A 22644-nucleotide genomic window follows, 5' to 3' on the forward strand; every position below is an offset into this window, starting at 1 on the left:
CATGGACGCGGCGGACGCCGTAGCCGGGGGTGCGGGGAGCGGCGGCTGGCGCCGCGCCGGGATCGCCGGGGCGGCCATAGGGGTCGTCGCGGTGGGCGCGGCGGCCGGGGTCGCCGTGGAGCGGCTCACGGTGGGCCGCTCCATGCGGCGTGAGGCGCGGCTCGCCCTGGACGTGGCCGGACCGTTCGGCGAGCTGCGCGGCACCCCGGGTACGGCGCTCGCGGAGGACGGCACGGCGCTCTCGTACGAGATCGACGAGGTGGCACCTCACGGACGCGGCGCCCCCGCCACCGTGGTGTTCTGCCACGGCTACTGCCTCAGCCAGGACTCCTGGCACTTCCAGCGCGCCGCGCTGCGCGGGCGGGTCCGGACGGTGTTCTGGGACCAGCGCAGCCATGGCCGTTCCGCGCGCGGGGCGGCCCAGTCCGGGCCCGACGGGGAGCCGGTCTCCATCGACCTGCTGGGCCGGGACCTGAAGGCGGTGCTGGACGCCGCCGCGCCCGAGGGGCCGCTGGTGCTGGTGGGGCACTCCATGGGCGGGATGACGATCATGGCGCTGGCGGAGCAGTATCCGGAGCTGGTGCGGGAGCGGGTCGCCGGGGTCGCGTTCGTCGGGACCTCGGCGGGGCGGCTGGCCGAGGTCAGCTACGGCCTGCCGGCGGTCGGCGTCAACGCCGTACGGCGGGTCCTGCCCGGCGTGCTGCGGGCCCTCGGGTCGCGGGCGGAGCTGGTGGAGCGCGGGCGGCGGGCGACGGCCGACCTGTTCGCGGGGATCATCAAGCGCTACAGCTTCGGGTCCCGGGACGTGGACCCGCTGGTGGCCCGGTTCGCGGAGCGCATGATCGAGGCGACGCCGGTCGACGTGGTCGCGGAGTTCTACCCGGCGTTCGCGGAGCACGACAAGGCGGACGCGGTGGCGGGTGTCCTGGCGGGCGTTCCGGTACTGGCTCTGGCGGGGGAGCGGGACCTGGTCACGCCGCGGTCCCACACGGAGGCGCTGGCCGCGGTGCTGCCGGACGCGGAGCTGGTCGTCGTGCCCGACGGGGGGCACCTGGTGATGCTGGAGCACCCGGAGGCGGTGACGGAGGCGGTGGAGGCGCTGCTCGCGCGGGCGGGGCTGGAGCCGCGGGCGAGCGGTTAGGTTTGCTGTATGGAAGCAGCGCAGTTCCCGGGGGCCTCCACCCCCGCCGTCACCGCCCGTGTCACCGTTCACTCGCCCGAGGAGATGCAGGAGCTGGGCCGTGCCCTGGCGAAACTGCTGCGCCCCGGAGACCTGGTGATGCTCACCGGCGAGCTGGGTGCGGGCAAGACGACCCTGACACGTGGCCTGGGCGAGGGGCTGGGGGTGCGCGGGGCCGTCACGTCCCCGACCTTCGTCATCGCGCGCGTGCATCCCTCTCTGGTGGGCGGACCCGCGCTGGTGCACGTGGACGCCTACCGGCTGGGCGGGGGACTGGACGAGATGGAGGACCTGGACCTGGACGTCTCGCTGCCGGAGTCGGTGGTCGTCGTGGAGTGGGGCGACGGCAAGGTCGAGGACCTGACGGAGGACCGGCTGCACGTGGTGATCCACCGGGTGGTGGGAGCCACGGACGACGACCGGCGGGAGGTCGCGCTCACCGGGGTGGGGGAGCGGTGGGCCGACGCCGGGCTGGCCGGGGTCGTGGGGTAGGGCGCGGGCCCGTGCCTGCCCGTACGTTCCGACAAGGTGTCGGTAAATGCTTGCGGGGTACGTCCCAGGCGTGGTGACATGGGGGCCAGACCTTGGTTAGGTCTGCCTAAGTTCGCCTGAGCCGGGAGGCCGCCATGCGGGAGCGGGAGCAGCCGGAACGCCCACGGGCCGTGTCGGTGCGGGAGCTGTTGGCGGTGGCCGCGGCGGCGGACGCGGTGTGCACGCCGCCGACGCCCGAGGCCGAGGCCGCGGAGGCGGCCGACGCGACCGGGACCGAGGGCCGTGAGCGGCCGCCGCGTCGCGCTGCCGCGTAGGTGCCGGGCCTTCTCCCCCCGCTCCCCCTCGGAACCGGGGGTGCCTCCCGGACCCCGCCCGCGCGCCTGAACGGAGCCCGGAGGGCGCCTGAGGGTGAGTGCCGGTGGGGTGAACCGTGCCGCGGCGCCCGGCCGCAGCCCTCTGGCGGGCTGCTGAGACGCCTGACCGGTGTCGGCAGCGAGCGGCGGGCGGGCGTGGACGGTGCCTGGACGGGGCCCGCCCTCAACGTCCCGGGCGGGCCGAACCGTGCCCGGCGGCTCTCCCTCCCGCTCGCCTGCCGGTGGCGCCCGCACCGGGACCCTCCGGCGTGCGAGGAGCGGAGCCCCCGGGTTCGGGGAGGGGCGGAGACCCTGCTACGGGACCACGACCACCTTCGAGTTGACCTGCGCGAACTTCCACAGTTCGCCGCCGTCCTCGCGGGTCATGCGGACACCGCCCGTCCGGCGCGACGGGTCCGGGCTGGGCGTGGAGCCGTCGACCGCCGCGCTGAAGCCGACCGTCACCCCGCCCACCGTCGTGAACCGCACCACGTGCTCGACCTGCGCCCCGTCCGACCCCGTCACGGCCCCCGAGCGGGACGTCACCGAGTACGAGCCGGGGGCGGGGTGCACCGTGCTGGGCATGACCGCGAAGGTCCGTACGACCTCGCCGTCCGCGTCCACCAGCCACACCCGCCGGTCCTTCAGCCCGTACACGACCCGCTCGCCAGAGCCCGAGTCCGCGGGCAGCTCCGCCGAACCGGACGGCTCGGCGGGCGCCGACGAGCCGGGCGCGGGGCCGGTGCCGGACGTGCCGGCCGACGGGGAGGGGGACGGCGACGGGGAGCTGGACGACGCGCCGTGCGTACCGCCCCGGAGTGTCTCGGGGGCGGTCGCGGACGCCTGGTAGGCCAGGAAACCGACTGTCGCCAGTGCCGCCGCGGTGAGCCCGGCCACGAATCCCGAGCTGCTCCTTGCCACGCTGCCCCACCTCTCGTACGACTGTCGGGATGTGACGGTAGCAGCAGCCCCGGGGCGCCACGGGGCCGCCGTGCCCCACCTCGCGGGAGCCGTAGGCTGTTCGCGTGCTGTTGCTCGCCATGGATACCGCCACGCCCGCCGTCACCGTCGCCCTCCACGACGGGCAGTCCGTCGTCGCCCAGTCGAGTCAGGTCGACGCCCGCAGGCACGGGGAGTTGTTGCTGCCCGCCGTCCACCGGGTCCTCGACGAGGCCGGGCTCGGCCTGGACGCCGTCACGGACCTCGTGGTGGGCGTCGGCCCCGGCCCGTACACGGGGCTCCGCGTCGGACTCGTCACCGCCGCGACCTTCGGCTCGGCACTCGGCGTCCCCGTCCACGGGCTGTGCACGCTCGACGGGCTCGCGTACGCCTCCGGGTTCGACGAGCCGTTCGTCGTGGCGACCGACGCCCGCCGCAAGGAGGTCTACTGGGCGCGGTACGACGACGCCCGCACCCGGGTGACGGAGCCCGCCGTGGACCGGCCCGCCGACATCGCGGACCTGGTCGCCGGGCTCCCCGCTGTCGGCGCCGGGGCGCGGCTGTACGGCGAGGTCTTCCCGGACGCCCGGGAGCCCGAGCACCAGTCGGCCGCCGCGCTGGCGGGACTGGCGGCGGAGCGGCTGGCGGCGGGCGAGACCCTGCTGGACCCGCTGCCGCTGTACCTGCGGCGGCCGGACGCGCAGGTGCCGAAGAACTACAAGGTGGTCACGCCGCAGTGAGCGCCGAGGTGGTCCTCCGCGAGATGCGGTGGTGGGACATCCCGCCGGTACTGGACCTGGAGCGGGAGCTGTTCCCCGACGACGCCTGGTCGGAGGGCATGTTCTGGTCGGAACTCGCCCATGCGCGCGGCCCGGCCGCGACCCGCCGGTATGTCGTCGCCGAAGGGGACGGCGGGCGGATCGTCGGGTACGCCGGGCTGGCCGCGGCCGGCGGGCTCGGGGACGTGCAGACCATCGCCGCCGCCCGCGACCGGTGGGGCAGCGGGCTCGGCGCCCGGCTGCTGACCGAGTTGCTCCGGTACGCCACGGACTTCGAGTGCCAGGAGGTGCTCCTCGAGGTGCGGGTCGACAACGCGCGCGCACAGCGGCTGTACGAGCGCTTCGGCTTCGCGCCGATCGGCTTCCGGCGCGGCTACTACCAGCCCGGGAACGTGGACGCGCTCGTGATGCGCCTGACCGTACAAGACGCCGTACAAGACACCGTTGAACAGAGTGAGAGCCATGGCTGACGAACCCCTCGTCCTCGGAATCGAGACCTCCTGCGACGAGACCGGCGTCGGCATCGTCCGCGGCACGACCCTGCTCGCGAACGCCGTCGCGTCCAGCGTCGACGACCACGCCCGGTTCGGCGGCGTGGTCCCCGAGATCGCCTCCCGCGCCCACCTGGAGGCCATGATCCCGACCGTCGAGCGGGCCCTCGCGGAGGCCGGTGTCTCGGCCCGCGACCTGGACGGCGTCGCCGTCACGGCGGGGCCGGGTCTGGCGGGCGCGCTGCTCGTCGGCGTCTCCGCGGCGAAGGCGTACGCGTACGCCCTGGGCAAGCCGCTCTACGGGGTGAACCACCTGGCCTCGCACATCTGCGTGGACCAGCTGGAGCACGGGCCGCTGCCCGAGCCGACCATGGCGCTGCTGGTGAGCGGCGGTCACTCGTCGCTGCTGCTGGCCCCGGACATCACGGCGGACGTACGGCCCATGGGCGCGACGATCGACGACGCGGCGGGCGAGGCGTTCGACAAGATCGCGCGGGTGCTGAACCTGGGCTTCCCGGGCGGGCCCGTCATCGACCGGCTGGCCAGGGAGGGCGACCCGGCGGCGATCGCGTTCCCGCGCGGACTGACGGGACCGCGCGACGCGGCGTACGACTTCTCCTTCTCCGGGCTGAAGACGGCCGTCGCCCGCTGGGTGGAGGCGAAGCGCGCGGCAGGTGAGGACGTGCCGGTCCGGGACGTGGCGGCGTCCTTCCAGGAGGCGGTCGTGGACGTCCTGACCCGCAAGGCCGTGCGGGCCTGCAAGGACGCGGGCGTCGACCATCTGATGATCGGCGGCGGTGTCGCGGCCAACTCGCGGCTGCGGGCCCTGGCGGAGGAGCGCTGCGAGCGGGCCGGTATCCGGCTGCGGGTGCCGCGTCCGGGGCTGTGCACCGACAACGGGGCGATGGTCGCGGCACTCGGCGCGGAGATGGTGGCCCGCAACCGGCCGGTGTCCGACCTGGGGCTGTCGGCGGACTCGTCGCTGCCGGTGACGGATCCCCATGTGCCGGGCGATCACGACCACGACCATCTGCACGAGATCAGCAAGGGGAACCTGTACTCGTGACGCTCACGCTGATGTGGGAGGCCCGGGCGGTGCACGGCCGGGGCGGGGAACTGCTGGAGTGGGCGCGGGCCCAGCGGCTGCCGGCCCAGCCGCTGCGCCGCGAGACCTTCACGGCGGACCAGGACCGGGTCCTGGTCCTGACCTGGTGGGACGGGGACGCCGCCGATGACCTGCCCGAACTGCCGGAGCCCCCGGCCGGCCTGCTCACCCGTCCCGTCCACCGCTGGCGCTTCACCTCGCACGGCCTGAGTTAGGGCCCGGGACGCGTGCCGGCCTCCTCCTCCAGGGCGTCCGCTGCCCAGCCGAGGGCTGGGCCGGGGCCGCCGCCCCGGCCCCGGCCGCGCCGGCCGCCGCCGCGGGGCTGGAGCCGCCCCTGTGGCGGACGGCGCCGGTCCGGGCGGCGAGCGCCGCAGGCGTGGTCCTGCCGTGGCGGCGCGGGGCGGCTTCACGCACGGCCGTGTCACACGCGGACGGGTGAACCGACGGAGCTTTTCGCGCATCCCTCAGACACGTGAAGAAGACGACGCTGAACGTCGCGGCGGCCGCGCTGGCCGCCCTCTGCGCATCGGGGCTCATATCCGGCTGTACCGCGGGGGAGGGCGGCGGTACGGGCGCGGGTGCGGCGCCCCCCGGGGAGCCCTCCGCGCCCGCAGGTTCCCCGGCCGCGGCCGGCTCGGGCGGGGGCGCGTCGCGGGGCCGCTCCCCTGACCCCGTCTCACCCGCCCCCGGTGCGGCCGGTGAACGGGAGCGCGCGGAGGCCGCGTACCGGAAGTGGGGCCTCAGGCCCTTCCCCGAACGGCCCGCCCCGCCCGGGACGAAGCCGGTCAGGACGCCGCGCACCGGCGCCGGCGAGGTCCCCGTCATCAGCGGGATACCGACCGGGGACAAGGTCGTCTTCCTCACCATCGACGACGGCGTCGAGAAGGACCCGGAGTTCGTCACGATGATGCGAGACCTGAAGGTCCCCTTCACGATGTTCCTCACCGACTCCGAGATACGGAGCGACTACGGCTACTTCAAGCCGCTCGCCGCCCTCGGCAACGGTGTCGCCAACCACACCCTGACCCACCCAGACCTCCGCACCCTGGGCGCCGACGCCCAGCAGAAGGAGATCTGCGGCCAGCAGGCCAGGCTCAAGGACACCTACGGCACGGCCCCCCGCCTCTTCCGTCCGCCCTACGGCAACTGGAACGAGGCCACCCGCGCCGCCGCGGGCCGGTGCGGGATCGACGCGATCGTGCTGTGGCGCGAGTCCATGCAGATCCACGACATGCAGTACCAGCGCGGCGACCGGAAACTGCGCCCCGGCGACATCATCCTGGCCCACTTCCGCGGCCCGAAGGACCTCAAGGGCGCGACGATGACCGAGATGACCGCGGCCATGCTCCGCCGTATCCAGGAGCAGGGCTTCACCGTGGCCCGTCTGGAGGACTACGTGTAGGCCGTGCCGGGCGGGGCGCGGCCCGCCGCTGTGGGCCGGGCGGGGGATGGTGCCGGGCGCGCGGCGGTGTCGTACGGGCGAGGGGACGCCGCGCTGACAGGATGCGGCGCCATGCAGCTAGTACGACAAAGAGGGTCATCGCAGTCATGTGCGGCTCGCGGTCCGCGGCGGATGCGTGTCCGGCTGGTCGCCGCCGCGCTGCTCGTCGCGGCGCTCGTCACGGCCTGCGGCACGCGCGACCCGGGCCGCGGCGGCGGGCTCGGCGAGGCCGCGCTGGGCCCGGGCGGGCAGCAGGCCCGGCAGCTGACCCCGTCGGGTGCGATCGCCGCGTACGTCGATCGGTTCCGGCACGCGCAGGCCGTGCGGGCGGCGGTGGCGAGGAAGTGGGGCCTGAAGCAGACGCCGCTGCTCGCACCGGCACCGCCGGAGGAGAAGCCGGAGATCACCTTCCGGCCGGGCTTCGAGGTCGGGGACGACAGCCTCCCGCCGGTCTTCACGACCGTCCCGACCAAGGACCGCGTCGTGTTCCTCACCATCGACGACGGCGCCGAGAAGGACCCCGAACTGCTGCGGATGATGGCCGAGCTGGACATCCCGTACAGCGCCTTCCTCAGCGACTATCTCGTGCGGGAGGACTACGGCTACTTCAAGCGGATGCGGGACGCGGGCGTGGTGCTCAGCAACCACACGCTCAACCACCGTTATCTGCGGGCTCTGCCGTACGAGACGCAGAAGCGCGAGATCTGCGGCCAGCAGGACACCATGGAGCGGACGTTCGGCAAGCGGCCGACGCTGTTCCGCCCGCCGTACGGCGCCTACAACCGTGACACCCTGCGGGCCGCCCGGTCCTGCGGCATCAAGGCCGTGCCGCTGTGGGCGGCGGAGGCGTTCCCCGACCGGATGGAGTGGCGCGAATGGGACCGCGACCTGCACCCGGGCGACATCGTGCTGACCCACTTCCGGGGCCGCACCCTGTGGAACGGCAGCATGGCCGACATGATCCGCCGCGCCATGGACACCATCACCGCCAAGGGCTACGCGGTGGCCCGCCTGGAGGACTACGTGGGTTAGACCCGTCCGGTGAGGGGCCTCTCCCGGGCCTTCCCGGCCCCGCCCGGTTCACGGCTCCGCCGTCGAGGGACTGAACCCGGCCGTCACCCCGCCCACAGGACGTACAGCACCCACACGGCCACGCCGGCCCCCACGGCGTACTGCAGGGCCGCGATGAACGGCCGGCCCCGCCGCCGCAGGACGTACGCGCTGAGAGTGATCAGACCCGCCGTCAGGCCGTGCGCGGCGAGGAAGACCTCCCCGCCGTGGAGCCCGAACGCCGCGGCGAACGTCAGGGCCAGCGCGCCGCGGATCAGCCCGGCGTCCAGCGCGAGCAGGACGATCACAAGCAGGGGCCCGCGGACGGCGGGCCCGAGGCGCGGATACTCCGGATACCCGTACCGGGCTCCGGTCCCGGCGGGGCGTTCGGGGTCGTCGGCGGGCATGGACGCACTCTAAGGGCGCCGCCCCGCCCCTGTCCCGCACGCGTGTGCGGTCCGGGTGGTGCGGCAACACGGCATCCGGCGTGGAATTGGCACTCCGCTTGACCGAGTGCTAATCGCGGTCATAGTCTCGGCTCTGGCACTCCCCGCAGGAGAGTGCCAATACAGCGACGGGCAGGTCCGGCACCCGCGACGACGGATCGACCTGGTCGCCACCTCAGACAGAAGACCCCGTGAGATCTCCGAAGGGGGAGGTCGGATCGTGACGACCACCAGCTCCAAGGTTGCCATCAAGCCGCTCGAGGACCGCATTGTGGTCCAGCCGCTCGACGCCGAACAGACCACTGCCTCTGGCCTGGTCATTCCTGACACCGCCAAGGAGAAGCCCCAGGAGGGCGCTGTCCTGGCCGTGGGCCCGGGCCGCTTCGAGAACGGCGAGCGTCTGCCGCTCGACGTCAAGGTCGGCGACGTCGTGCTCTACAGCAAGTACGGCGGCACCGAGGTGAAGTACAGCGGCGAGGAGTACCTCGTCCTCTCGGCTCGCGACGTCCTCGCGATCATCGAGAAGTAAGTCTCCAAGGCACCTGAGCCAGATGCTTTGAGCTGCGCCCCTGACCCCCTGGTTTCTCCGCGGGCGGCCAGGGGCGCAGGTTCTTTCCACCATTTCCGAGAGGGCTGAACCGCTCCCATGGCGAAGATCCTGAAGTTCGACGAGGACGCCCGTCGCGCCCTTGAGCGCGGCGTCAACAAGCTTGCCGACACGGTCAAGGTGACGATCGGCCCCAAGGGCCGCAACGTCGTCATCGACAAGAAGTTCGGCGCCCCCACCATCACCAACGACGGTGTCACCATCGCCCGCGAGGTCGAGGTCGAGGACCCGTACGAGAACCTCGGCGCCCAGCTGGTGAAGGAGGTGGCGACCAAGACCAACGACATCGCGGGTGACGGTACGACCACCGCCACCGTGCTGGCCCAGGCCCTCGTCAAGGAGGGTCTGCGCAACGTCGCCGCCGGCGCCTCCCCCGCCTCCCTCAAGAAGGGCATCGACGCCGCCGTCGCCGCCGTCTCCGAGGACCTGCTCGCCACGGCCCGCCCGATCGAGGAGAAGTCCGACATCGCCGCCGTCGCCGCGCTGTCCGCTCAGGACCAGCAGGTCGGTGAGCTGATCGCGGAGGCCATGGACAAGGTCGGCAAGGACGGTGTCATCACCGTCGAGGAGTCCAACACCTTCGGTCTGGAGCTGGACTTCACCGAGGGCATGGCCTTCGACAAGGGCTACCTGTCCCCCTACATGGTGACCGACCAGGAGCGTATGGAGGCCGTCCTCGACGACCCGTACATCCTGATCCACCAGGGCAAGATCGGCGCCATCGCGGACCTGCTGCCGCTGCTGGAGAAGATCATCCAGACCGGTGGCTCCAAGCCGCTGCTGATCATCGCCGAGGACGTCGAGGGCGAGGCCCTCTCCACCCTCGTCGTCAACAAGATCCGCGGCACCTTCAACGCCGTCGCGGTGAAGGCCCCCGGCTTCGGCGACCGCCGCAAGGCGATGCTCCAGGACATGGCCGTCCTCACCGGCGCCACCGTCATCTCCGAAGAGGTCGGCCTCAAGGTCGACCAGGCCGGTCTGGAGGTGCTCGGCACCGCCCGCCGCGTGACCGTCACCAAGGACGACACGACGATCGTCGACGGCGCCGGCAAGCGCGAGGACGTCGAGGGCCGCGTCGCCCAGATCAAGGCCGAGATCGAGGCCACGGACTCCGACTGGGACCGCGAGAAGCTCCAGGAGCGCCTCGCGAAGCTGGCCGGCGGCGTGTGCGTCATCAAGGTCGGCGCCGCCACCGAGGTGGAGCTGAAGGAGAAGAAGCACCGCCTGGAGGACGCCATCTCCGCGACCCGCGCCGCGGTCGAGGAGGGCATCGTCTCCGGTGGTGGATCCGCCCTGGTCCACGCCGTCAAGGTGCTGGAGGGCAACCTCGGCAAGGAGGGCGACGAGGCCACCGGTGTCGCCGTCGTCCGCCGCGCCGCCGTCGAGCCGCTGCGCTGGATCGCGGAGAACGCGGGCCTGGAGGGCTACGTCATCGTCGCCAAGGTCTCCGAGCTGGAGAAGGGCAGCGGCTACAACGCCGCCACCGGCGAGTACGGCGACCTGGTCAAGGCCGGCGTCATCGACCCTGTGAAGGTCACCCGCTCCGCCCTGGAGAACGCCGCGTCCATCGCCTCCCTCCTCCTCACCACCGAGACCCTCGTGGTGGAGAAGAAGGAAGAGGAGCCGGCCGAGGCGGGCCACGGCCACGGTCACGGCCACGCCCACTGAGGTGTGACGCACCGACGTCCCTGACGTCCTGACGGATGTTCAGCACTGAGGCCCGGCGCCCCTGGAGGGGCACCGGGCCTCAGCCGTCACTTCGGGCCGTACTTGCGCCCGGCTTTCGAGGTCACCCCGCCCAGCAGCCCGCGCGGCGCCAGCTTCACCACGCCCATCAGCGCCTTGTAGCGCGGGTCCGGCACTGACAGGGTGCGTCCTCGCCCCAGGTCGGCCAGCGCGTCCGACACGACCTTGTCGGCGTCCAGCCACATCCACCCCGGGATGTTGTCCGTGCCCATCCCGGCCCGCTCGTGGAACTCCGTCCGTACGAAGCCGGGGCACAGTGCCATCATCCGCACCCCGCTGCCCGCCAGGTCCCGTGCCGCGCCCTGGGTGAACTGCACGACCCACGCCTTCGACGCGCCGTACGTGCCGCGCGGCACGAACGCGGCGACCGACGCCACGTTCACGACCCCGCCGCGGCGGCGCTCACGCATGGCGGCCGTCGCGGCGGAGGTCAGCCGCAGGACCGCCTCGCAGTGCACCTTCAGCATGCGCAGCTCGTCGGCCATCTTCACGTCCAGGAAACGGCCCTTGTTGCCGAACCCGGCGTTGTTGACCAGCAGGTCGACCGGCCGCTTCGGGTGGGACAGCCGCGCCTCGACGGCGGCGATGCCCTCCTCCTCGGCCAGGTCGGCGGAGAGCACCTCCGCCTCCACGCCGTGCCGGTCGTGCAGCTCGGTCGCCTGCTCCCGGAGGCGTTCCGCGTCGCGGGCCACCAGGACCACATCGTGGCCGTCCGCCGCGAGGCGGCGCGCGAACGCGGCCCCGATGCCCGCGGTCGCGCCAGTAATCAGTGCACTCGTCATACGGGCACGTTAGTGCCCCGTGCCGAGGCGGGGCGTGGGCGCCCACGCCCCGGCCGCGCCGTGGGGGCGAGCGCCGTGCGTGCCCACCCCCCCCAGGAGCTCGGAGAGGGAGCGCGCGTCGACGGGGGCAGCGGTCTGCCGCCCCCGTCAGACCTCCCGGCCTCCCGCCTGCTGGGCCGCGTACCGGCGTGCGGCCCTGACCAGCCCCGGGTGCGGCACCGCGTCCCCCAGTTCCAGAATCCCCGGCAACAGCTCCCGCCGTGTCGTCTCCGCCTGGAACGCCAGCGACACCGTCACCCCGTGGTCCGGCCGGTGCACCACCTCCACCGGAGCCCCGGCCCGCACCTCACCCGGCTCGATCACCCGCAGATACGCCCCCGGCGCCGCCCGCTGCGTGAACCGCTTCACCCAGCCCCGCTCGCCCAGCCACCCCGCGAACGTCCGGCACGGCACCCGCCCCCTGGTCACCTCCAGCACCAGCGAGGGCCCTACCCGCCACCGCTCCCCGAGCAGCGCCCCGTCCACGTCGAGTCCCGAGGTCGTCAGGTTCTCCCCGAAGACGCCGTTCGTCAGCGGCCGCCCCAGCTCCCGCTCCCAGAAGTCCAGCTCCTCGCGCGCGAAGGCGTACACGGCCTGGTCGGTTCCCCCGTGGTGGCGCAGCTCGCAGATGGTGTCACCCGCCACCCCGCTGCCGCCCGTCCCCTTGGGCCCCGGGTCGCTCACCCGTACCGGACCGTCCACCGGGCGCTTGTCGATCCCGGTCCCGGCAGGCGCGTCGGTGTAGTCCGCCTGCTTCGCCCGCCCCGCGTTCACCGTCAGCACCAGCGCGCCCGCGCTGCTCCCCATGTCTGTCATGGTGCGCACAGTAACCCTCGCCGGCGCCTCAAAGCAGCCATCGAGTATTCGGTGTTCTTCCCAAGATGGTCTTATATTCAAAGGGTGATCGAAGCCCGCCACCTCCGCGTCCTGCGCGCCGTCGCCGCCACCGGCTCCTTCTCGGCGGCGGCCCGCGAACTCGGCTGCACCCAGCCCGCGGTCAGCCAGCAGATGAAGGCCCTGGAGGCGTCCGCGGGCACGCCGCTGCTGATCCGCACCGGCCGCGAGATGCGGCTCACCCAGGCGGGCGAGGCCCTTGTGCGGCACGCCGCCGGGATCCTGGCGGGGCTGACCGCGGCCGAGGAGGAGGTCGCCGCGATCGCGGGCCTGCGGGCGGGCCGCGTCCGCCTGGTCTCCTTCCCCAGCGGCAGTTCCGCCCTGGTGCCCACCGCTCTCGCCGCCCTGCGTGCCGCCCACCCCGGTACCCGCGTCTCGCTCGTCGAGGCCGAGCCGCCGCGCTCGGTCGAGATGCTCCGCGAGGGCGACTGCGACATCGCGCTCGCCTTCCGGTACGGGGACGGGGCGGCGGCCGAGGCCGAGTGGGCCGACCTGGTCGTACGGCCCCTGCTCGGCGACCGGCTGGTCGGCCTCGTCCCGGAGGGGCACCGGCTCGCGGGCGCGGGGGCCGTGGCCATCGCGGAGCTGGCCGACGAGCCGTGGATCGCGGGGTGCCCGCGCTGCCGCCGCCAACTCGTGGACGTGTGCGAGAGTGCGGGCTTCACCCCCCGTATCGACTTCGCGACCGACGACTACCCGGCCGTCGTCGGCCTGGTCGGCGCGGGTCTGGGGGTCGCCGTGCTCCCGGAGCTGGCCATCGCGTCCGTAAGGCCCCGGGGCGCCCGGACGGTCGTGGTCGAGCCGCGCGTGGAGCGGGAGATCGTCGCGCTCACCCTGCCGGACCTGGCCCAGGTCCCGGCCGTCGCGGCCACCCTGGACCAGCTGGAGGCCGCCGCCGCGCGCGCGTGACGCCGGGCGCACCGGCCGGGCGGCGGGGCGCCGCCGGTTCCCGCTGAAACGTTCCTTCAGTCTTCTCCGCCCCGGCCGCTCCTGACGGGTGCTCAGTGCTTGCCCGCCGGTGCCGCGGACGTGGTGACCAGCCGGGTGCGCGCTCGCCCCATCAGCTCCTCGCGCTCGTCCTCGGTGAGGCCGCCCCATACTCCGTACGGCTCCCGCACGGCCAGTGCGTGGGCCGCGCACTCCGCGCGGACCGGGCACCGCATGCAGACCTCCTTCGCCGAGTTCTCGCGCGCACTCCGTGCCGCGCCGCGCTCCCCCTCCGGGTGGAAGAAGAGTGAACTGTCGACCCCGCGGCAGGCTGCCAGCAGCTGCCAGTCCCATAGGTCGGCGTTGGGTCCGGGAAGGCGGGAGAAATCTGCCATGGCGCATGTCCCCTTGTGACCGGTCGAGTCGGTACCTGAGCCCGCCGAGGGGCTCGTTGAGCGGACGTCTTGTCGCAGTAGATGTAAATATGACTCATTGCGAATCTAGCCACAGACACCAGCAAAGGGAAGGAAAAGGCGCTAAATGGGGCATAGCTCTGAGTGAGTTCCCTGCGGGGGCGTCGCGAGGCTGTCGCGGGGCCGTCGCGGGACGGCGGTGACCTGCGGCGCTCTCCTCCGTATGCGCTTCCTTACGCAGCGTGTCGAAGGAGGTGGCCGAACCCGTAACTCTTTCGGGTGACCGTCGTTGAGAGTGTCGAGGCGGTTGAAACACAAAGCGCTCGGGCAGGTGTCCGAGAGCGTCAACCGCACAGGTGACGATTCGTAACCAGCCTGGAGGCCCAAGGTGACGCGCATCAGCTGCGGAGGGCGGTCATGACTTCCGTCCTCGTCTGCGACGACTCCCCGCTTGCCCGAGAAGCGCTCCGCCGCGCCGTCGCGACCGTGCCCGGTGTCGAGCGCGTCACGACCGCGGCCAACGGCGAGGAAGTCCTCCGCCGCTGGGGCGCGGACCGCTCGGACCTGATTCTGATGGACGTACGCATGCCCGGACTGGGCGGCGTGGAGACCGTCCGGCGGCTGCTCTCCGCCGACCCCGGCGCCCGCATCATCATGCTCACCGTGGCTGAGGACCTCGACGGCGTGGCGCTCGCCGTCGCCGCCGGTGCCCGGGGCTATCTGCACAAGGACGCCTCGCGCGCCGAGCTGCGCGCCACTGTCACCCAGGCCCTCGCCGACCCCACCTGGCGGCTCGCCCCGCGTCGGCTGCGGTCCGCCGAGATGGGTGCGGCGCCCACCCTCACCGCCCGCGAGATCCAGGTGCTGGAGGGGATGAGCCACGGCCGTTCGAACGCGGAGATCGGCCGGGAGCTGTTCCTCTCCGAGGACACCGTCAAGACCCATGCGAGGCGGCTGTTCAAGAAGCTGGGCGCCTCGGACCGGGCGCACGCCGTGGCGCTCGGCTTCCGCTGGGGCCTGGTGCGCTAGGCCGTGTCCGGTGGACCTCCCCGCTGCCCCGACCCCTGGCTGTGACGGCCGGGGAGACCCCCGTCCGCCGCACGGCGGACGGGGTGGCGCGGGCTCGATGTCTGTTTCCGGCGCGATGCCGCATCCTTGAGGGGTGGAGTTCCTCGGGGACGAGTCGATCGAGCGGGAGGGGAGGGCGCAGGGGATGAGTTCCGGCGCACCTGCTCATAACGCTTCGGTGCACAAGGCGGGACGCGGTGCCACGGAGCGGACACGGTCAAGGCACCATGGACCGATGCACGACGACCAGACGCCGGCACCCCCCGCCCCCGCACCGGGGCCGGGGTCCATCGGCGCACTCGTGCACCTTGCCGTCGAGGGCGACGAGCAGGCCACGCACGATCTGCTCGCTCATGTGCACCCGCTGGCGCTGCGCTACTGCCGGACCCGGCTCAACCGGCTGCCGGGAGACGCCCGTCACTTCGTCGAGGACCTCGCGCAGGAGGTCTGCGTCGCCGTCCTGCTGGCCCTTCCCCGCTACAAGGACACGGGCCGCCCCTTCGAGGCGTTCGTCTTCGCCATCGCCGGGCACAAGATCGCCGACCTGCAGCGGGCCGCCATGCGGCACCCGGGTTCCACGGCCGTACCGTCCGACGAGATGCCGGAGCGGCCCGACGACTCTCTGGGGCCCGAGGAGCGCGCGCTGCTCAGCGACGACGCCGAATGGGCCCGGCGGCTGCTCGCCAATCTCCCGGAGAACCAGCGTGAACTGCTGCTGCTGCGGGTCGCCGTGGGGCTGACCGCGGAGGAGACCGGCCAGATGCTCGGCATGTCCCCGGGCGCGGTCCGGGTGGCCCAGCACCGGGCGCTGAGCCGGCTGCGGGCGCTGGCGGAGCAGTAGCGGCCGACCCCGGAGCCGTGTGCCGGGCGCCCCGGTCCCCGCAGGCGTATGGCGGATGTCATACGTGTGAAGCTCCAAAGCTTGCGAGTGATCTTGCTCGTGGAATGAGACACCGCCTCGGGCCGTTAGCATGGACATCTGCACCGATCAAGGCCATTGGGGAAGGTGTCATGACTGCCAACGTCGACGGAGTGCCCGGAAAATTCGCGACACTCGGGCTGACCTACGACGATGTGCTGCTGCTGCCGGGCGCGTCCGAGGTGCTCCCCAACGCGGTCGACACCTCGTCCCGCATCTCCCGGAACGTCCGGGTCAACATCCCGCTCCTGTCCGCCGCCATGGACAAGGTCACCGAGGCGCGCATGGCGATCGCCATGGCCCGACTGGGCGGCGTCGGGGTCCTGCACCGCAATCTGTCCGTCGAGGACCAGGTCAACCAGGTCGACCTGGTGAAGCGGTCCGAGTCGGGCATGGTCACCGACCCGATCACGGTGCACCCGGAGGCCACGCTCGCGGAGGCCGACGCGCTGTGCGCCAAGTTCCGCATCAGCGGTGTGCCCGTCACCGACCCGGCCGGCAAGCTGCTGGGCATCGTGACCAACCGTGACATGGCCTTCGAGAGCGACCGCAGCCGCCAGGTGCGCGAGGTCATGACTCCGATGCCGCTGGTCACCGGCAAGGTCGGCATCTCCGGCGTGGAGGCCATGGAGCTGCTGCGCAAGCACAAGATCGAGAAGCTGCCGCTGGTCGACGACGCGGGCATCCTCAAGGGCCTGATCACCGTCAAGGACTTCGTCAAGGCGGAGCAGTACCCGAACGCCGCCAAGGACACCGAGGGGCGCCTGCTGGTCGGCGCCGCCGTGGGTGCCAGCCCCGAGGCGCTGGAGCGCGCCCAGGCGCTCGCCGCGGCCGGTGTCGACTTCCTGGTCGTCGACACCTCGCACGGCCACAACAGCAACGCCCTGAGCTGGATGTCGAAGATCAAGTCGAGTGTGAACGTCGACGTGATCGGCGGGAACGTCGCCACCCGCGACGGCGCGCAGGCGATGATCGACTCCGGTGTGGACGGCATCAAGGTGGGCGTGGGTCCCGGCTCGATCTGCACCACCCGCGTGGTCGCGGGCATCGGTGTCCCGCAGGTCACCGCCATCTACGAGGCCTCGCTCGCGGCCCGCCCGGCCGGTGTCCCGCTGATCGGTGACGGCGGTCTGCAGTACTCCGGCGACATCGGCAAGGCGCTGGCCGCCGGTGCCGACACCGTGATGCTCGGCAGCCTCCTCGCGGGCTGCGAGGAGTCGCCCGGCGAGCTGCTCTTCATCAACGGCAAGCAGTTCAAGTCGTACCGCGGCATGGGATCGCTCGGTGCCATGCAGTCCCGCGGCCAGGCCAGGTCGTACTCGAAGGACCGCTACTTCCAGGCCGACGTCGCCTCCGACGACAAGCTCGTGCCCGAGGGCGTCGAGGGCCAGGTGCCCTACCGCGGTCCGCTGGCCAACGTCCTGCACCAGCTCGTGGGCGGTCTGCGCCAGACCATGGGCTACGTGGGCGCCGCCACCGTCGAGGAGATGGAGTCCAAGGGCCGCTTCGTCCGCATCACCTCCGCGGGGCTCAAGGAGAGCCACCCGCACGACATCCAGATGACGGTCGAGGCGCCGAACTACAGCAACAGCAAGCGGTAGCACGCGCGTGTGGGGGCGGCCCGGGCGCGGACGAGCGCCCGAGCCGCCCCTCAGGTATGCGTCGGTGATACTGGTAGGCGCAGACGTAAACCGGAAAGGCCACACATCGTGACTGAGATCGAGATCGGGCGCGGCAAGCGCGGCCGCAGGGCGTACGCGTTCGACGACATCGCCGTCGTACCGAGCCGGCGCACCCGGGACCCGAAGGAGGTCTCGATCGCCTGGCAGATCGACGCCTACCGCTTCGAGCTGCCGTTCCTGGCCGCGCCCATGGACTCCGTGGTCTCCCCGGAGACCGCGATCCGCATCGGGCGGATGGGTGGCCTGGGCGTTCTGAACCTCGAGGGCCTGTGGACCCGGCACGAGGACCCGCAGCCGCTGCTCGACGAGATCACCGAGCTGGACGAGGAGACCGCGACCCGCCGTCTGCAGGAGATCTACGCGGCGCCGATCAAGGAGGAGCTGATCGGGCAGCGCCTGAAGGAGGTGCGCGACGCGGGCGTGGTCACCGCCGCCGCGCTGTCGCCGCAGCGCACCGCGCAGTTCTCGAAGGCCGTGGTGGACGCGGGTGTCGACCTGTTCGTCATCCGCGGCACGACGGTGTCCGCCGAGCACGTGTCGGGCGCCGCGGAGCCGTTGAACCTGAAGCAGTTCATCTACGAGCTGGACGTGCCGGTCATCGTCGGCGGCTGCGCCACCTACACGGCGGCCCTGCACCTGATGCGGACGGGCGCGGCGGGCGTGCTCGTGGGCTTCGGCGGCGGCGCCGCGCACACCACCCGCAACGTGCTGGGCATCCAGGTGCCGATGGCCACGGCCGTGGCGGACGTGGCGGCGGCCCGCCGGGACTACCTGGACGAGTCGGGCGGCCGGTACGTGCACGTCATCGCGGACGGCGGGGTCGGCTGGTCCGGTGACCTGCCGAAGGCCGTCGCGTGCGGTGCCGACGCCGTGATGATGGGCTCCCCGCTGGCCCGCGCCACGGACGCGCCCGGCAAGGGCCACCACTGGGGCATGGAGGCGGTCCACGAGGACGTGCCGCGCGGCAAGCTGGTCGACCTGGGCATCGTCGGCAGCACGGAGGAGATCCTCACCGGCCCGTCGCACACCCCGGACGGCTCCATGAACTTCTTCGGCGCCCTGCGCCGCGCGATGGCCACGACCGGCTACAGCGAGCTGAAGGAGTTCCAGCGCGTCGAGGTGACCGTCGCGGAGTCGCAGCACCGGCGGTGAGAGCGCAGCCGCTGTGCTCGGTATGAACAGGTGAGAGGCCCGGCCACCGGTGAGGTGGGCCGGGCCTCTTCGTGTGCCCCGGGGCTCGCCCGAGTGGACCCGGTGGGGCGCGTCGTGCCGGGGGAGGGGCGCGCGGTGGCCTTCGGGCGGAACGCGTGAGGGGCCGTGTCCGGGGGCACCGGCGATCTTCCCGGCGACCCCGCTCTCCGGGCCGCCCTCTTCCAGGCAGACGTTCCGGACCCGGGCCCCCGGGGCCCGGCCCGATCCGGACGGACCGCCTGCCGGGCCGATGGCGTCGTGGAAGGGGGCGTGCCCGTGGGCCGTCGCCGCCGGCCCACCCGCCGGGACCGGATCCGCCTGCGGACCGTGAAGCGCCGGAGGAGGCGGATCTTGCGGATCTGCGGGAAGTGAGCGGCCGCCCCGGGAAGGCGGGGCGGACGCTCTGCCTGGGTTCCAGGAGACCGCTGCCGGGCTCCGCCTGTTCGTCCCGCACCGGTGGCGCTGTGTGCCACCGGCCCTGGGCCCTGCCCTGTCCCACGCGCTCCCTTCACACCCTGTGCGCCGCCCCCGTGGGCGTGGCCCCACGGGTGTCCAGCAGGAGCTGGGCCTTGACCGACAGGCCCTGGAGGTCGTACGTGCGGTGGTGCTGGAGCAGGATAGTCAGGTCCGCCGCGGCGGCCGCCTCGTACAGGGAGTCCGCGCGGGGAACCGGTACGTCGGCCACCCGCCAGACCGGGACGTACGGGTCGTGGTAGCTGACCGCCGCGCCCATGCCCATCAGCCGGCGGGCGATCTCCGGTGCGGGTGAGCCCTCCTGGTCGGCCAGGTCCGGCTTGTAGGTGACGCCGAGGAGCAGTACGCGCGCGCCGCGCACGGACTTGCCGTGCTCGTTGAGGAGCGTGGCGCAGCGGGCGGTCACGTACTGCGGCATGCGTTCGTTGATCTGTCCGGCCAGTTCGACCAGGCGGAGTGTGCGGTGGGGGCCGATCGTGTCGAGGGGCAGGCCGTGGCCGCCCACACCGGGGCCGGGGCGGAACGCCTGGAAGCCGAACGGCTTGGTCTCGGCGCAGCGGATCACGTCCCAGAGGTCGACGCCCAGCTCGTGGCAGAGCACCGCCGTCTCGTTGACGAGGGCGATGTTGACGTGCCGGTAGTTGGTCTCCAGGACGTGGGTCATCTCCGCTTCGCGGATGCCGCGCGCGCGTACGACCTTGTCGGTGAGCCGTCCGTAGAACGCGGCGGCCGACTCGGTGCAGGCGGGGGTGAGCCCGCCGATGACCTTGGGGGTGTGGGCGTGGTCGTACGAGCGGTTGCCCGGGTCCAGGCGGGCGGGGGAGTACGCGAGGTGGAAGTCCCGTCCGGCCCGCAGCCCCGACCCTTCCTCCAGGAGCGGACGCACCATGTTCTCGGTGGTCCCGGGCGGTACGGGAGACTCCAGCAGCACCGTGGTGTACGGACGCAGCCGTGAGGCGAGGGCGTGGGCGGCGTCGGTGACGGCCGAGAGATCCACCGTGCGGGCGGCGCCGGGGCGCGCGGGGGCGCAGATGACGGCCGTGCGGACGCGCCCCAGCTCGGCGGGGTTCGTGGTGGGACGGAAGCCGCGTGACAGCATCCGGCGGACCTCGGGCGGGGTGAGCGCCCCGTCGACCGGGACCCGCCCGGCGGCGAGTTCCGCGACCGGGCGGGGATCGGTGTCGTAGCCGATGGTGGCGACACCGGCGGCGGTGGCGGCGTGGGCGAGGGGCAGTCCGAGGTGGCCGAGGCCGATGACGGCGAGGTCTGCGGGCATGGGGGTGAGCCGTCCTTCCCTTGGAGCCGGAGGGGACGAGGTGCGCCCGCCCTGGAGAAGACACAGGCGAACGCAATGTCAGACTAGGCGTAAATATGACCGTTATGTCGTATTGGGTGGACGTGGCGAACCGGGAGTTGTCCACAGGCCGGGCGGGGCCGGTGGCCGATGTGAGTGAGCGGGGACAGAATCGAGTCAGTGAGCCCGGCCACACGGAGGGCGACGGAGGGTGCACGGGCAGAAGCACGACGACTGAAGGCGACGGGCTACGGGAGGTAGCGGTGAGGACAGCCAGACTGGGGCCCCGGGAGCGGGCGGAGTCCCTCGCGGCCATGGCCGAACGCGAGCTGGACGTGCTGGTCGTCGGCGGCGGGGTCGTCGGCGCCGGCACCGCTCTCGACGCGGCCACCCGCGGCCTCGCCACCGGCCTCGTCGAGGCGCGCGACTGGGCGTCCGGGACCTCCAGCCGCTCCAGCAAGCTCATCCACGGGGGCCTGCGCTACCTGGAGATGCTCGACTTCGCCCTCGTGCGGGAGGCGTTGAAGGAGCGCGGGCTGCTGCTCCAGCGGCTCGCCCCCCACCTGGTCAAACCCGTGCCGTTCCTGTACCCGCTCCAGCACCGCGCCTGGGAGCGCCTGTACGCGGGCTCCGGCGTCGCCCTGTACGACGCGATGTCCCTGTCCTCGGGCCACGGCCGCGGTCTGCCCGTGCACCGGCATCTGTCGCGGCGCCGCGCCCTGCTCGTCGCCCCCGCCCTCCGCAGGGGCGCCCTCGTCGGCGCCCTGCAGTACTACGACGCCCAGATGGATGACGCCCGCTATGTCGCCACCCTCGTCCGTACGGCCGCGGGCTACGGGGCGCAGGTGGCGAGCCGTGCCCGTGTGGTCGGTTTCCTCCGTGAGGGGGAGCGGGTCGTCGGCGCCCGGGTCCAGGACGTCGACGCGGGCGGCACGTACGAGGTCCGCGCCCGACAGGTCGTCAACGCCACCGGTGTGTGGACCGACGACACCCAGGCCCTCATCGCCGAGCGCGGCCAGTTCCACGTCCGCGCCTCCAAGGGCATCCACCTGGTCGTGCCCAAGGACCGCATCCACTCCACGACCGGGCTGATCCTCCGCACCGAGAAGAGCGTGCTCTTCGTCATCCCCTGGGGACGCCACTGGATCATCGGCACCACCGACACCGACTGGGACCTCGACAAGGCCCACCCGGCCGCGTCCAGCGCCGACATCGACTACCTGCTGGATCATGTGAACAGCGTCCTCGCCGTACCCCTCACCCGCGACGACGTCCAGGGCGTGTACGCCGGCCTGCGCCCCCTCCTGGCCGGGGAATCCGACGCGACCAGCAAACTGTCCCGGGAGCACACCGTCGCGCACCCCGTCCCCGGGCTCGTCGTCGTCGCGGGCGGCAAGTACACGACCTACCGGGTCATGGCGAAGGACGCCGTGGACGAGGCCGTGCACGGGCTGGACACACGTGTCGCTCCCTGCGTCACGGAGGACGTCCCCCTGCTGGGCGCCGAGGGCTACCGGGCCCTGTGGAACGCCCGCGCCCGCATCGCCGCGCGGACCGGGCTGCACGTCGCCAGGGTCGAGCACCTGCTGAACCGGTACGGCTCCCTGACCGAGGAGCTGCTCGACCTGGTCACCGAGGACCCGGGCCTCGGCGAGCCCGTCACCGGCGCGGACGACTATCTGCGTGCCGAAGTCCTGTACGCCGCCTCCCACGAGGGCGCCCGCCATCTGGACGACGTCCTCACCCGCCGGACCCGTATCTCCATCGAGACCTTCGACCGGGGCACCCGCTGCGCCCGCGAGTGCGCAGAACTGATGGCCAGAGTCCTGGACTGGAGCGAGGACCAGATCGCGAGGGAGGTGGAGCACTACGAGAAGCGGGTCGAGGCGGAGCGTGAGTCCCAGCGCCAGCCCGACGACCAGACGGCGGACGCCGCACGGCTGGGAGCGCCGGACATCGTGCCGCTGTAGCCGGGTGCGGGTTCGTTTCCCCGGCGTCCCGCCAGAACCAAGGGCCCCGTCCGACTCGTCCTCATCAGCGCCATGGCGTGCCGCCCCGCCTTCCCGTCATCCTGGCGGCGGCGGACCCGGAAGAACCGGCGGTCCCGGAGTAAGGGACAATGAAGGCTCTTCCAGGGCGGGTTACCGCATCGCGCGGACGCGGCAGGCGCGGGCGAGGAACAGGATCGCAGAGGGGACGCATGTCGGGAGCGGAGCAGTCGCGAAACGCGGCGCGGAAACCTCAGCGGAGTGGTGACGGCGGGCAGAAGGGCGGCCCCGGTCGTGGTGCGCGCGGCACACGGGCTCGCGGAGGCTCCCGGGCAGACCGGGGC

Annotated in this window: 23 protein-coding genes; 17 read left to right on the top strand and 6 right to left on the bottom strand. The window is 72.8% G+C overall.

From position 1 onward, the window contains the following. The first annotated feature begins 1 nt into the window (after position 1). From I3F58_RS23290 to I3F58_RS23300, 3 genes are all read left to right on the top strand, one after another. A complete protein-coding gene (locus I3F58_RS23290) occupies positions 2 to 1141 on the top strand; it encodes an alpha/beta fold hydrolase (RefSeq protein ID WP_240110622.1) in 1140 nt (379 codons plus the stop codon). Positions 1142 to 1150: 9 nt separating this feature from the next. Next, positions 1151 to 1672, top strand: coding sequence for a tRNA (adenosine(37)-N6)-threonylcarbamoyltransferase complex ATPase subunit type 1 TsaE (tsaE, locus tag I3F58_RS23295; RefSeq protein WP_240110623.1), 522 nt, complete (start codon positions 1151 to 1153; stop codon positions 1670 to 1672). Positions 1673 to 1806: 134 nt separating this feature from the next. Then, positions 1807 to 1986, top strand: coding sequence for a hypothetical protein (locus I3F58_RS23300; RefSeq protein ID WP_240110624.1), 180 nt, complete (start codon positions 1807 to 1809; stop codon positions 1984 to 1986). A 354-nt stretch (positions 1987 to 2340) separates the two neighbouring features. Here the strand turns inward: I3F58_RS23300 and I3F58_RS23305 are convergent, their stop codons facing one another. Continuing rightward, entirely contained in the window at positions 2341 to 2946 is a 606-nt protein-coding gene (locus I3F58_RS23305) for a L,D-transpeptidase (RefSeq protein WP_240110625.1), read from the bottom strand. 104 nt (positions 2947 to 3050) lie between these two features. Between I3F58_RS23305 and tsaB the strand changes: the two genes are divergently transcribed. The 6 genes from tsaB (at position 3051) to I3F58_RS23335 (ending at position 7812) form a co-directional block, all read left to right on the top strand. Next, the gene (gene tsaB, locus I3F58_RS23310; protein ID WP_240110626.1) at positions 3051 to 3704 is read left to right on the top strand and encodes a tRNA (adenosine(37)-N6)-threonylcarbamoyltransferase complex dimerization subunit type 1 TsaB; all 654 of its coding nucleotides are present in this window, start codon (positions 3051 to 3053) and stop codon (positions 3702 to 3704) included. A gap of 23 nt (positions 3705 to 3727) precedes the next feature. Continuing rightward, entirely contained in the window at positions 3728 to 4213 is a 486-nt protein-coding gene (rimI, locus tag I3F58_RS23315) for a ribosomal protein S18-alanine N-acetyltransferase (RefSeq protein WP_240110642.1), read from the top strand. Beyond that, positions 4206 to 5300: a tRNA (adenosine(37)-N6)-threonylcarbamoyltransferase complex transferase subunit TsaD gene (gene tsaD, locus I3F58_RS23320; protein WP_240110627.1), complete on the top strand. Its 1095-nt coding sequence runs from the start codon at positions 4206 to 4208 to the stop codon at positions 5298 to 5300. Before rimI ends, tsaD begins: the two co-directional genes overlap by 8 nt. 11 nt (positions 5301 to 5311) lie before the next feature. Further along, the gene (locus I3F58_RS23325) at positions 5312 to 5554 is read left to right on the top strand and encodes a hypothetical protein (protein ID WP_275678853.1); all 243 of its coding nucleotides are present in this window, start codon (positions 5312 to 5314) and stop codon (positions 5552 to 5554) included. Between the two features lie 257 nt (positions 5555 to 5811). Further along, entirely contained in the window at positions 5812 to 6741 is a 930-nt protein-coding gene (locus I3F58_RS23330) for a polysaccharide deacetylase family protein (protein WP_240110629.1), read from the top strand. Between the two features lie 171 nt (positions 6742 to 6912). Further along, positions 6913 to 7812, top strand: coding sequence for a polysaccharide deacetylase family protein (locus I3F58_RS23335; protein ID WP_240110630.1), 900 nt, complete (start codon positions 6913 to 6915; stop codon positions 7810 to 7812). An 83-nt stretch (positions 7813 to 7895) separates the two neighbouring features. Here the strand turns inward: I3F58_RS23335 and I3F58_RS23340 are convergent, their stop codons facing one another. Beyond that, positions 7896 to 8237: a hypothetical protein gene (locus I3F58_RS23340; RefSeq protein WP_240110631.1), complete on the bottom strand. Its 342-nt coding sequence runs from the start codon at positions 8235 to 8237 to the stop codon at positions 7896 to 7898. 259 nt (positions 8238 to 8496) lie between these two features. On the opposite strand from I3F58_RS23340, the gene groES reads away from it, so the two are divergent. Together groES and groL are read left to right on the top strand one after the other, a co-directional pair. Further along, positions 8497 to 8805, top strand: coding sequence for a co-chaperone GroES (groES, locus tag I3F58_RS23345; protein ID WP_240110632.1), 309 nt, complete (start codon positions 8497 to 8499; stop codon positions 8803 to 8805). A 117-nt stretch (positions 8806 to 8922) separates the two neighbouring features. After that, positions 8923 to 10551, top strand: a complete 1629-nt coding sequence (gene groL / locus I3F58_RS23350) for a chaperonin GroEL (RefSeq protein ID WP_240110633.1) — start codon at positions 8923 to 8925, stop codon at positions 10549 to 10551. Between the two features lie 86 nt (positions 10552 to 10637). Here groL and I3F58_RS23355 read toward each other — a convergent pair whose 3' ends face one another. Continuing rightward, positions 10638 to 11411: an SDR family oxidoreductase gene (locus I3F58_RS23355; protein ID WP_240110634.1), complete on the bottom strand. Its 774-nt coding sequence runs from the start codon at positions 11409 to 11411 to the stop codon at positions 10638 to 10640. A gap of 147 nt (positions 11412 to 11558) precedes the next feature. Beyond that, a complete protein-coding gene (locus tag I3F58_RS23360; RefSeq protein ID WP_240110635.1) occupies positions 11559 to 12266 on the bottom strand; it encodes an MOSC domain-containing protein in 708 nt (235 codons plus the stop codon). Between the two features lie 84 nt (positions 12267 to 12350). On the opposite strand from I3F58_RS23360, the gene I3F58_RS23365 reads away from it, so the two are divergent. Then, a complete protein-coding gene (locus I3F58_RS23365) occupies positions 12351 to 13253 on the top strand; it encodes a LysR family transcriptional regulator (RefSeq protein ID WP_240110636.1) in 903 nt (300 codons plus the stop codon). A gap of 92 nt (positions 13254 to 13345) precedes the next feature. On the opposite strand, the gene I3F58_RS23370 is transcribed toward I3F58_RS23365, so the two are convergent. Beyond that, positions 13346 to 13666, bottom strand: a complete 321-nt coding sequence (locus I3F58_RS23370; protein ID WP_240110637.1) for a WhiB family transcriptional regulator — start codon at positions 13664 to 13666, stop codon at positions 13346 to 13348. Between the two features lie 435 nt (positions 13667 to 14101). Here I3F58_RS23370 and I3F58_RS23375 point away from each other — a divergent pair, with 435 nt between their 5' ends. The 4 genes from I3F58_RS23375 to I3F58_RS23390 all read left to right on the top strand — a co-directional run bounded on the left by I3F58_RS23375 (position 14102) and on the right by I3F58_RS23390 (position 18505). Beyond that, the gene (locus tag I3F58_RS23375; RefSeq protein ID WP_003948568.1) at positions 14102 to 14713 is read left to right on the top strand and encodes a response regulator transcription factor; all 612 of its coding nucleotides are present in this window, start codon (positions 14102 to 14104) and stop codon (positions 14711 to 14713) included. 274 nt (positions 14714 to 14987) lie between these two features. Beyond that, complete coding sequence (locus I3F58_RS23380; protein WP_275678847.1) at positions 14988 to 15593, top strand: sigma-70 family RNA polymerase sigma factor; 606 nt, start codon at positions 14988 to 14990, stop codon at positions 15591 to 15593. A 170-nt stretch (positions 15594 to 15763) separates the two neighbouring features. Beyond that, positions 15764 to 17272, top strand: a complete 1509-nt coding sequence (guaB, locus tag I3F58_RS23385; protein ID WP_240110638.1) for an IMP dehydrogenase — start codon at positions 15764 to 15766, stop codon at positions 17270 to 17272. Positions 17273 to 17380: 108 nt separating this feature from the next. Then, positions 17381 to 18505: a GuaB3 family IMP dehydrogenase-related protein gene (locus I3F58_RS23390; RefSeq protein WP_240110639.1), complete on the top strand. Its 1125-nt coding sequence runs from the start codon at positions 17381 to 17383 to the stop codon at positions 18503 to 18505. A gap of 547 nt (positions 18506 to 19052) precedes the next feature. Here the strand turns inward: I3F58_RS23390 and I3F58_RS23395 are convergent. Then, positions 19053 to 20294 carry a nucleotide sugar dehydrogenase gene (locus tag I3F58_RS23395; RefSeq protein ID WP_240110640.1) on the bottom strand — a complete coding sequence of 414 codons (1242 nt, stop codon included), beginning with the start codon at positions 20292 to 20294 and terminating at the stop codon, positions 19053 to 19055. A gap of 281 nt (positions 20295 to 20575) precedes the next feature. On the opposite strand from I3F58_RS23395, the gene I3F58_RS23400 reads away from it, so the two are divergent. Continuing rightward, positions 20576 to 22282: a glycerol-3-phosphate dehydrogenase/oxidase gene (locus I3F58_RS23400; RefSeq protein WP_240110641.1), complete on the top strand. Its 1707-nt coding sequence runs from the start codon at positions 20576 to 20578 to the stop codon at positions 22280 to 22282. Positions 22283 to 22644 lie beyond the last annotated feature (362 nt).

The sequence above is a fragment of the Streptomyces sp. MUM 203J genome (assembly GCF_022414595.1).
Classification (GTDB): Bacteria; Actinomycetota; Actinomycetes; order Streptomycetales; family Streptomycetaceae; genus Streptomyces.

Bases quoted from the DNA above. Each gene is read 5' to 3' on its own strand.
- I3F58_RS23290 (WP_240110622.1), top strand. From the start codon at position 2: ATGGACGCGGCGGACGCCGTAGCCGGGGGTGCGGGGAGCGGCGGCTGG.
- tsaE (WP_240110623.1), top strand. From the start codon at position 1,151: ATGGAAGCAGCGCAGTTCCCGGGGGCCTCCACCCCCGCCGTCACCGCC.
- I3F58_RS23300 (WP_240110624.1), top strand. From the start codon at position 1,807: ATGCGGGAGCGGGAGCAGCCGGAACGCCCACGGGCCGTGTCGGTGCGG.
- rimI (WP_240110642.1), top strand. From the start codon at position 3,728: ATGCGGTGGTGGGACATCCCGCCGGTACTGGACCTGGAGCGGGAGCTG.
- tsaD (WP_240110627.1), top strand. From the start codon at position 4,206: ATGGCTGACGAACCCCTCGTCCTCGGAATCGAGACCTCCTGCGACGAG.
- I3F58_RS23325 (WP_275678853.1), top strand. From the start codon at position 5,312: ATGTGGGAGGCCCGGGCGGTGCACGGCCGGGGCGGGGAACTGCTGGAG.
- I3F58_RS23335 (WP_240110630.1), top strand. From the start codon at position 6,913: ATGCGTGTCCGGCTGGTCGCCGCCGCGCTGCTCGTCGCGGCGCTCGTC.
- I3F58_RS23340 (WP_240110631.1), bottom strand. From the start codon at position 8,237: ATGCCCGCCGACGACCCCGAACGCCCCGCCGGGACCGGAGCCCGGTAC.
- groL (WP_240110633.1), top strand. From the start codon at position 8,923: ATGGCGAAGATCCTGAAGTTCGACGAGGACGCCCGTCGCGCCCTTGAG.
- I3F58_RS23355 (WP_240110634.1), bottom strand. From the start codon at position 11,411: ATGACGAGTGCACTGATTACTGGCGCGACCGCGGGCATCGGGGCCGCG.
- I3F58_RS23360 (WP_240110635.1), bottom strand. From the start codon at position 12,266: ATGACAGACATGGGGAGCAGCGCGGGCGCGCTGGTGCTGACGGTGAAC.
- I3F58_RS23370 (WP_240110637.1), bottom strand. From the start codon at position 13,666: ATGGCAGATTTCTCCCGCCTTCCCGGACCCAACGCCGACCTATGGGAC.
- I3F58_RS23375 (WP_003948568.1), top strand. From the start codon at position 14,102: ATGACTTCCGTCCTCGTCTGCGACGACTCCCCGCTTGCCCGAGAAGCG.
- I3F58_RS23380 (WP_275678847.1), top strand. From the start codon at position 14,988: ATGCACGACGACCAGACGCCGGCACCCCCCGCCCCCGCACCGGGGCCG.
- guaB (WP_240110638.1), top strand. From the start codon at position 15,764: ATGACTGCCAACGTCGACGGAGTGCCCGGAAAATTCGCGACACTCGGG.
- I3F58_RS23395 (WP_240110640.1), bottom strand. From the start codon at position 20,294: ATGCCCGCAGACCTCGCCGTCATCGGCCTCGGCCACCTCGGACTGCCC.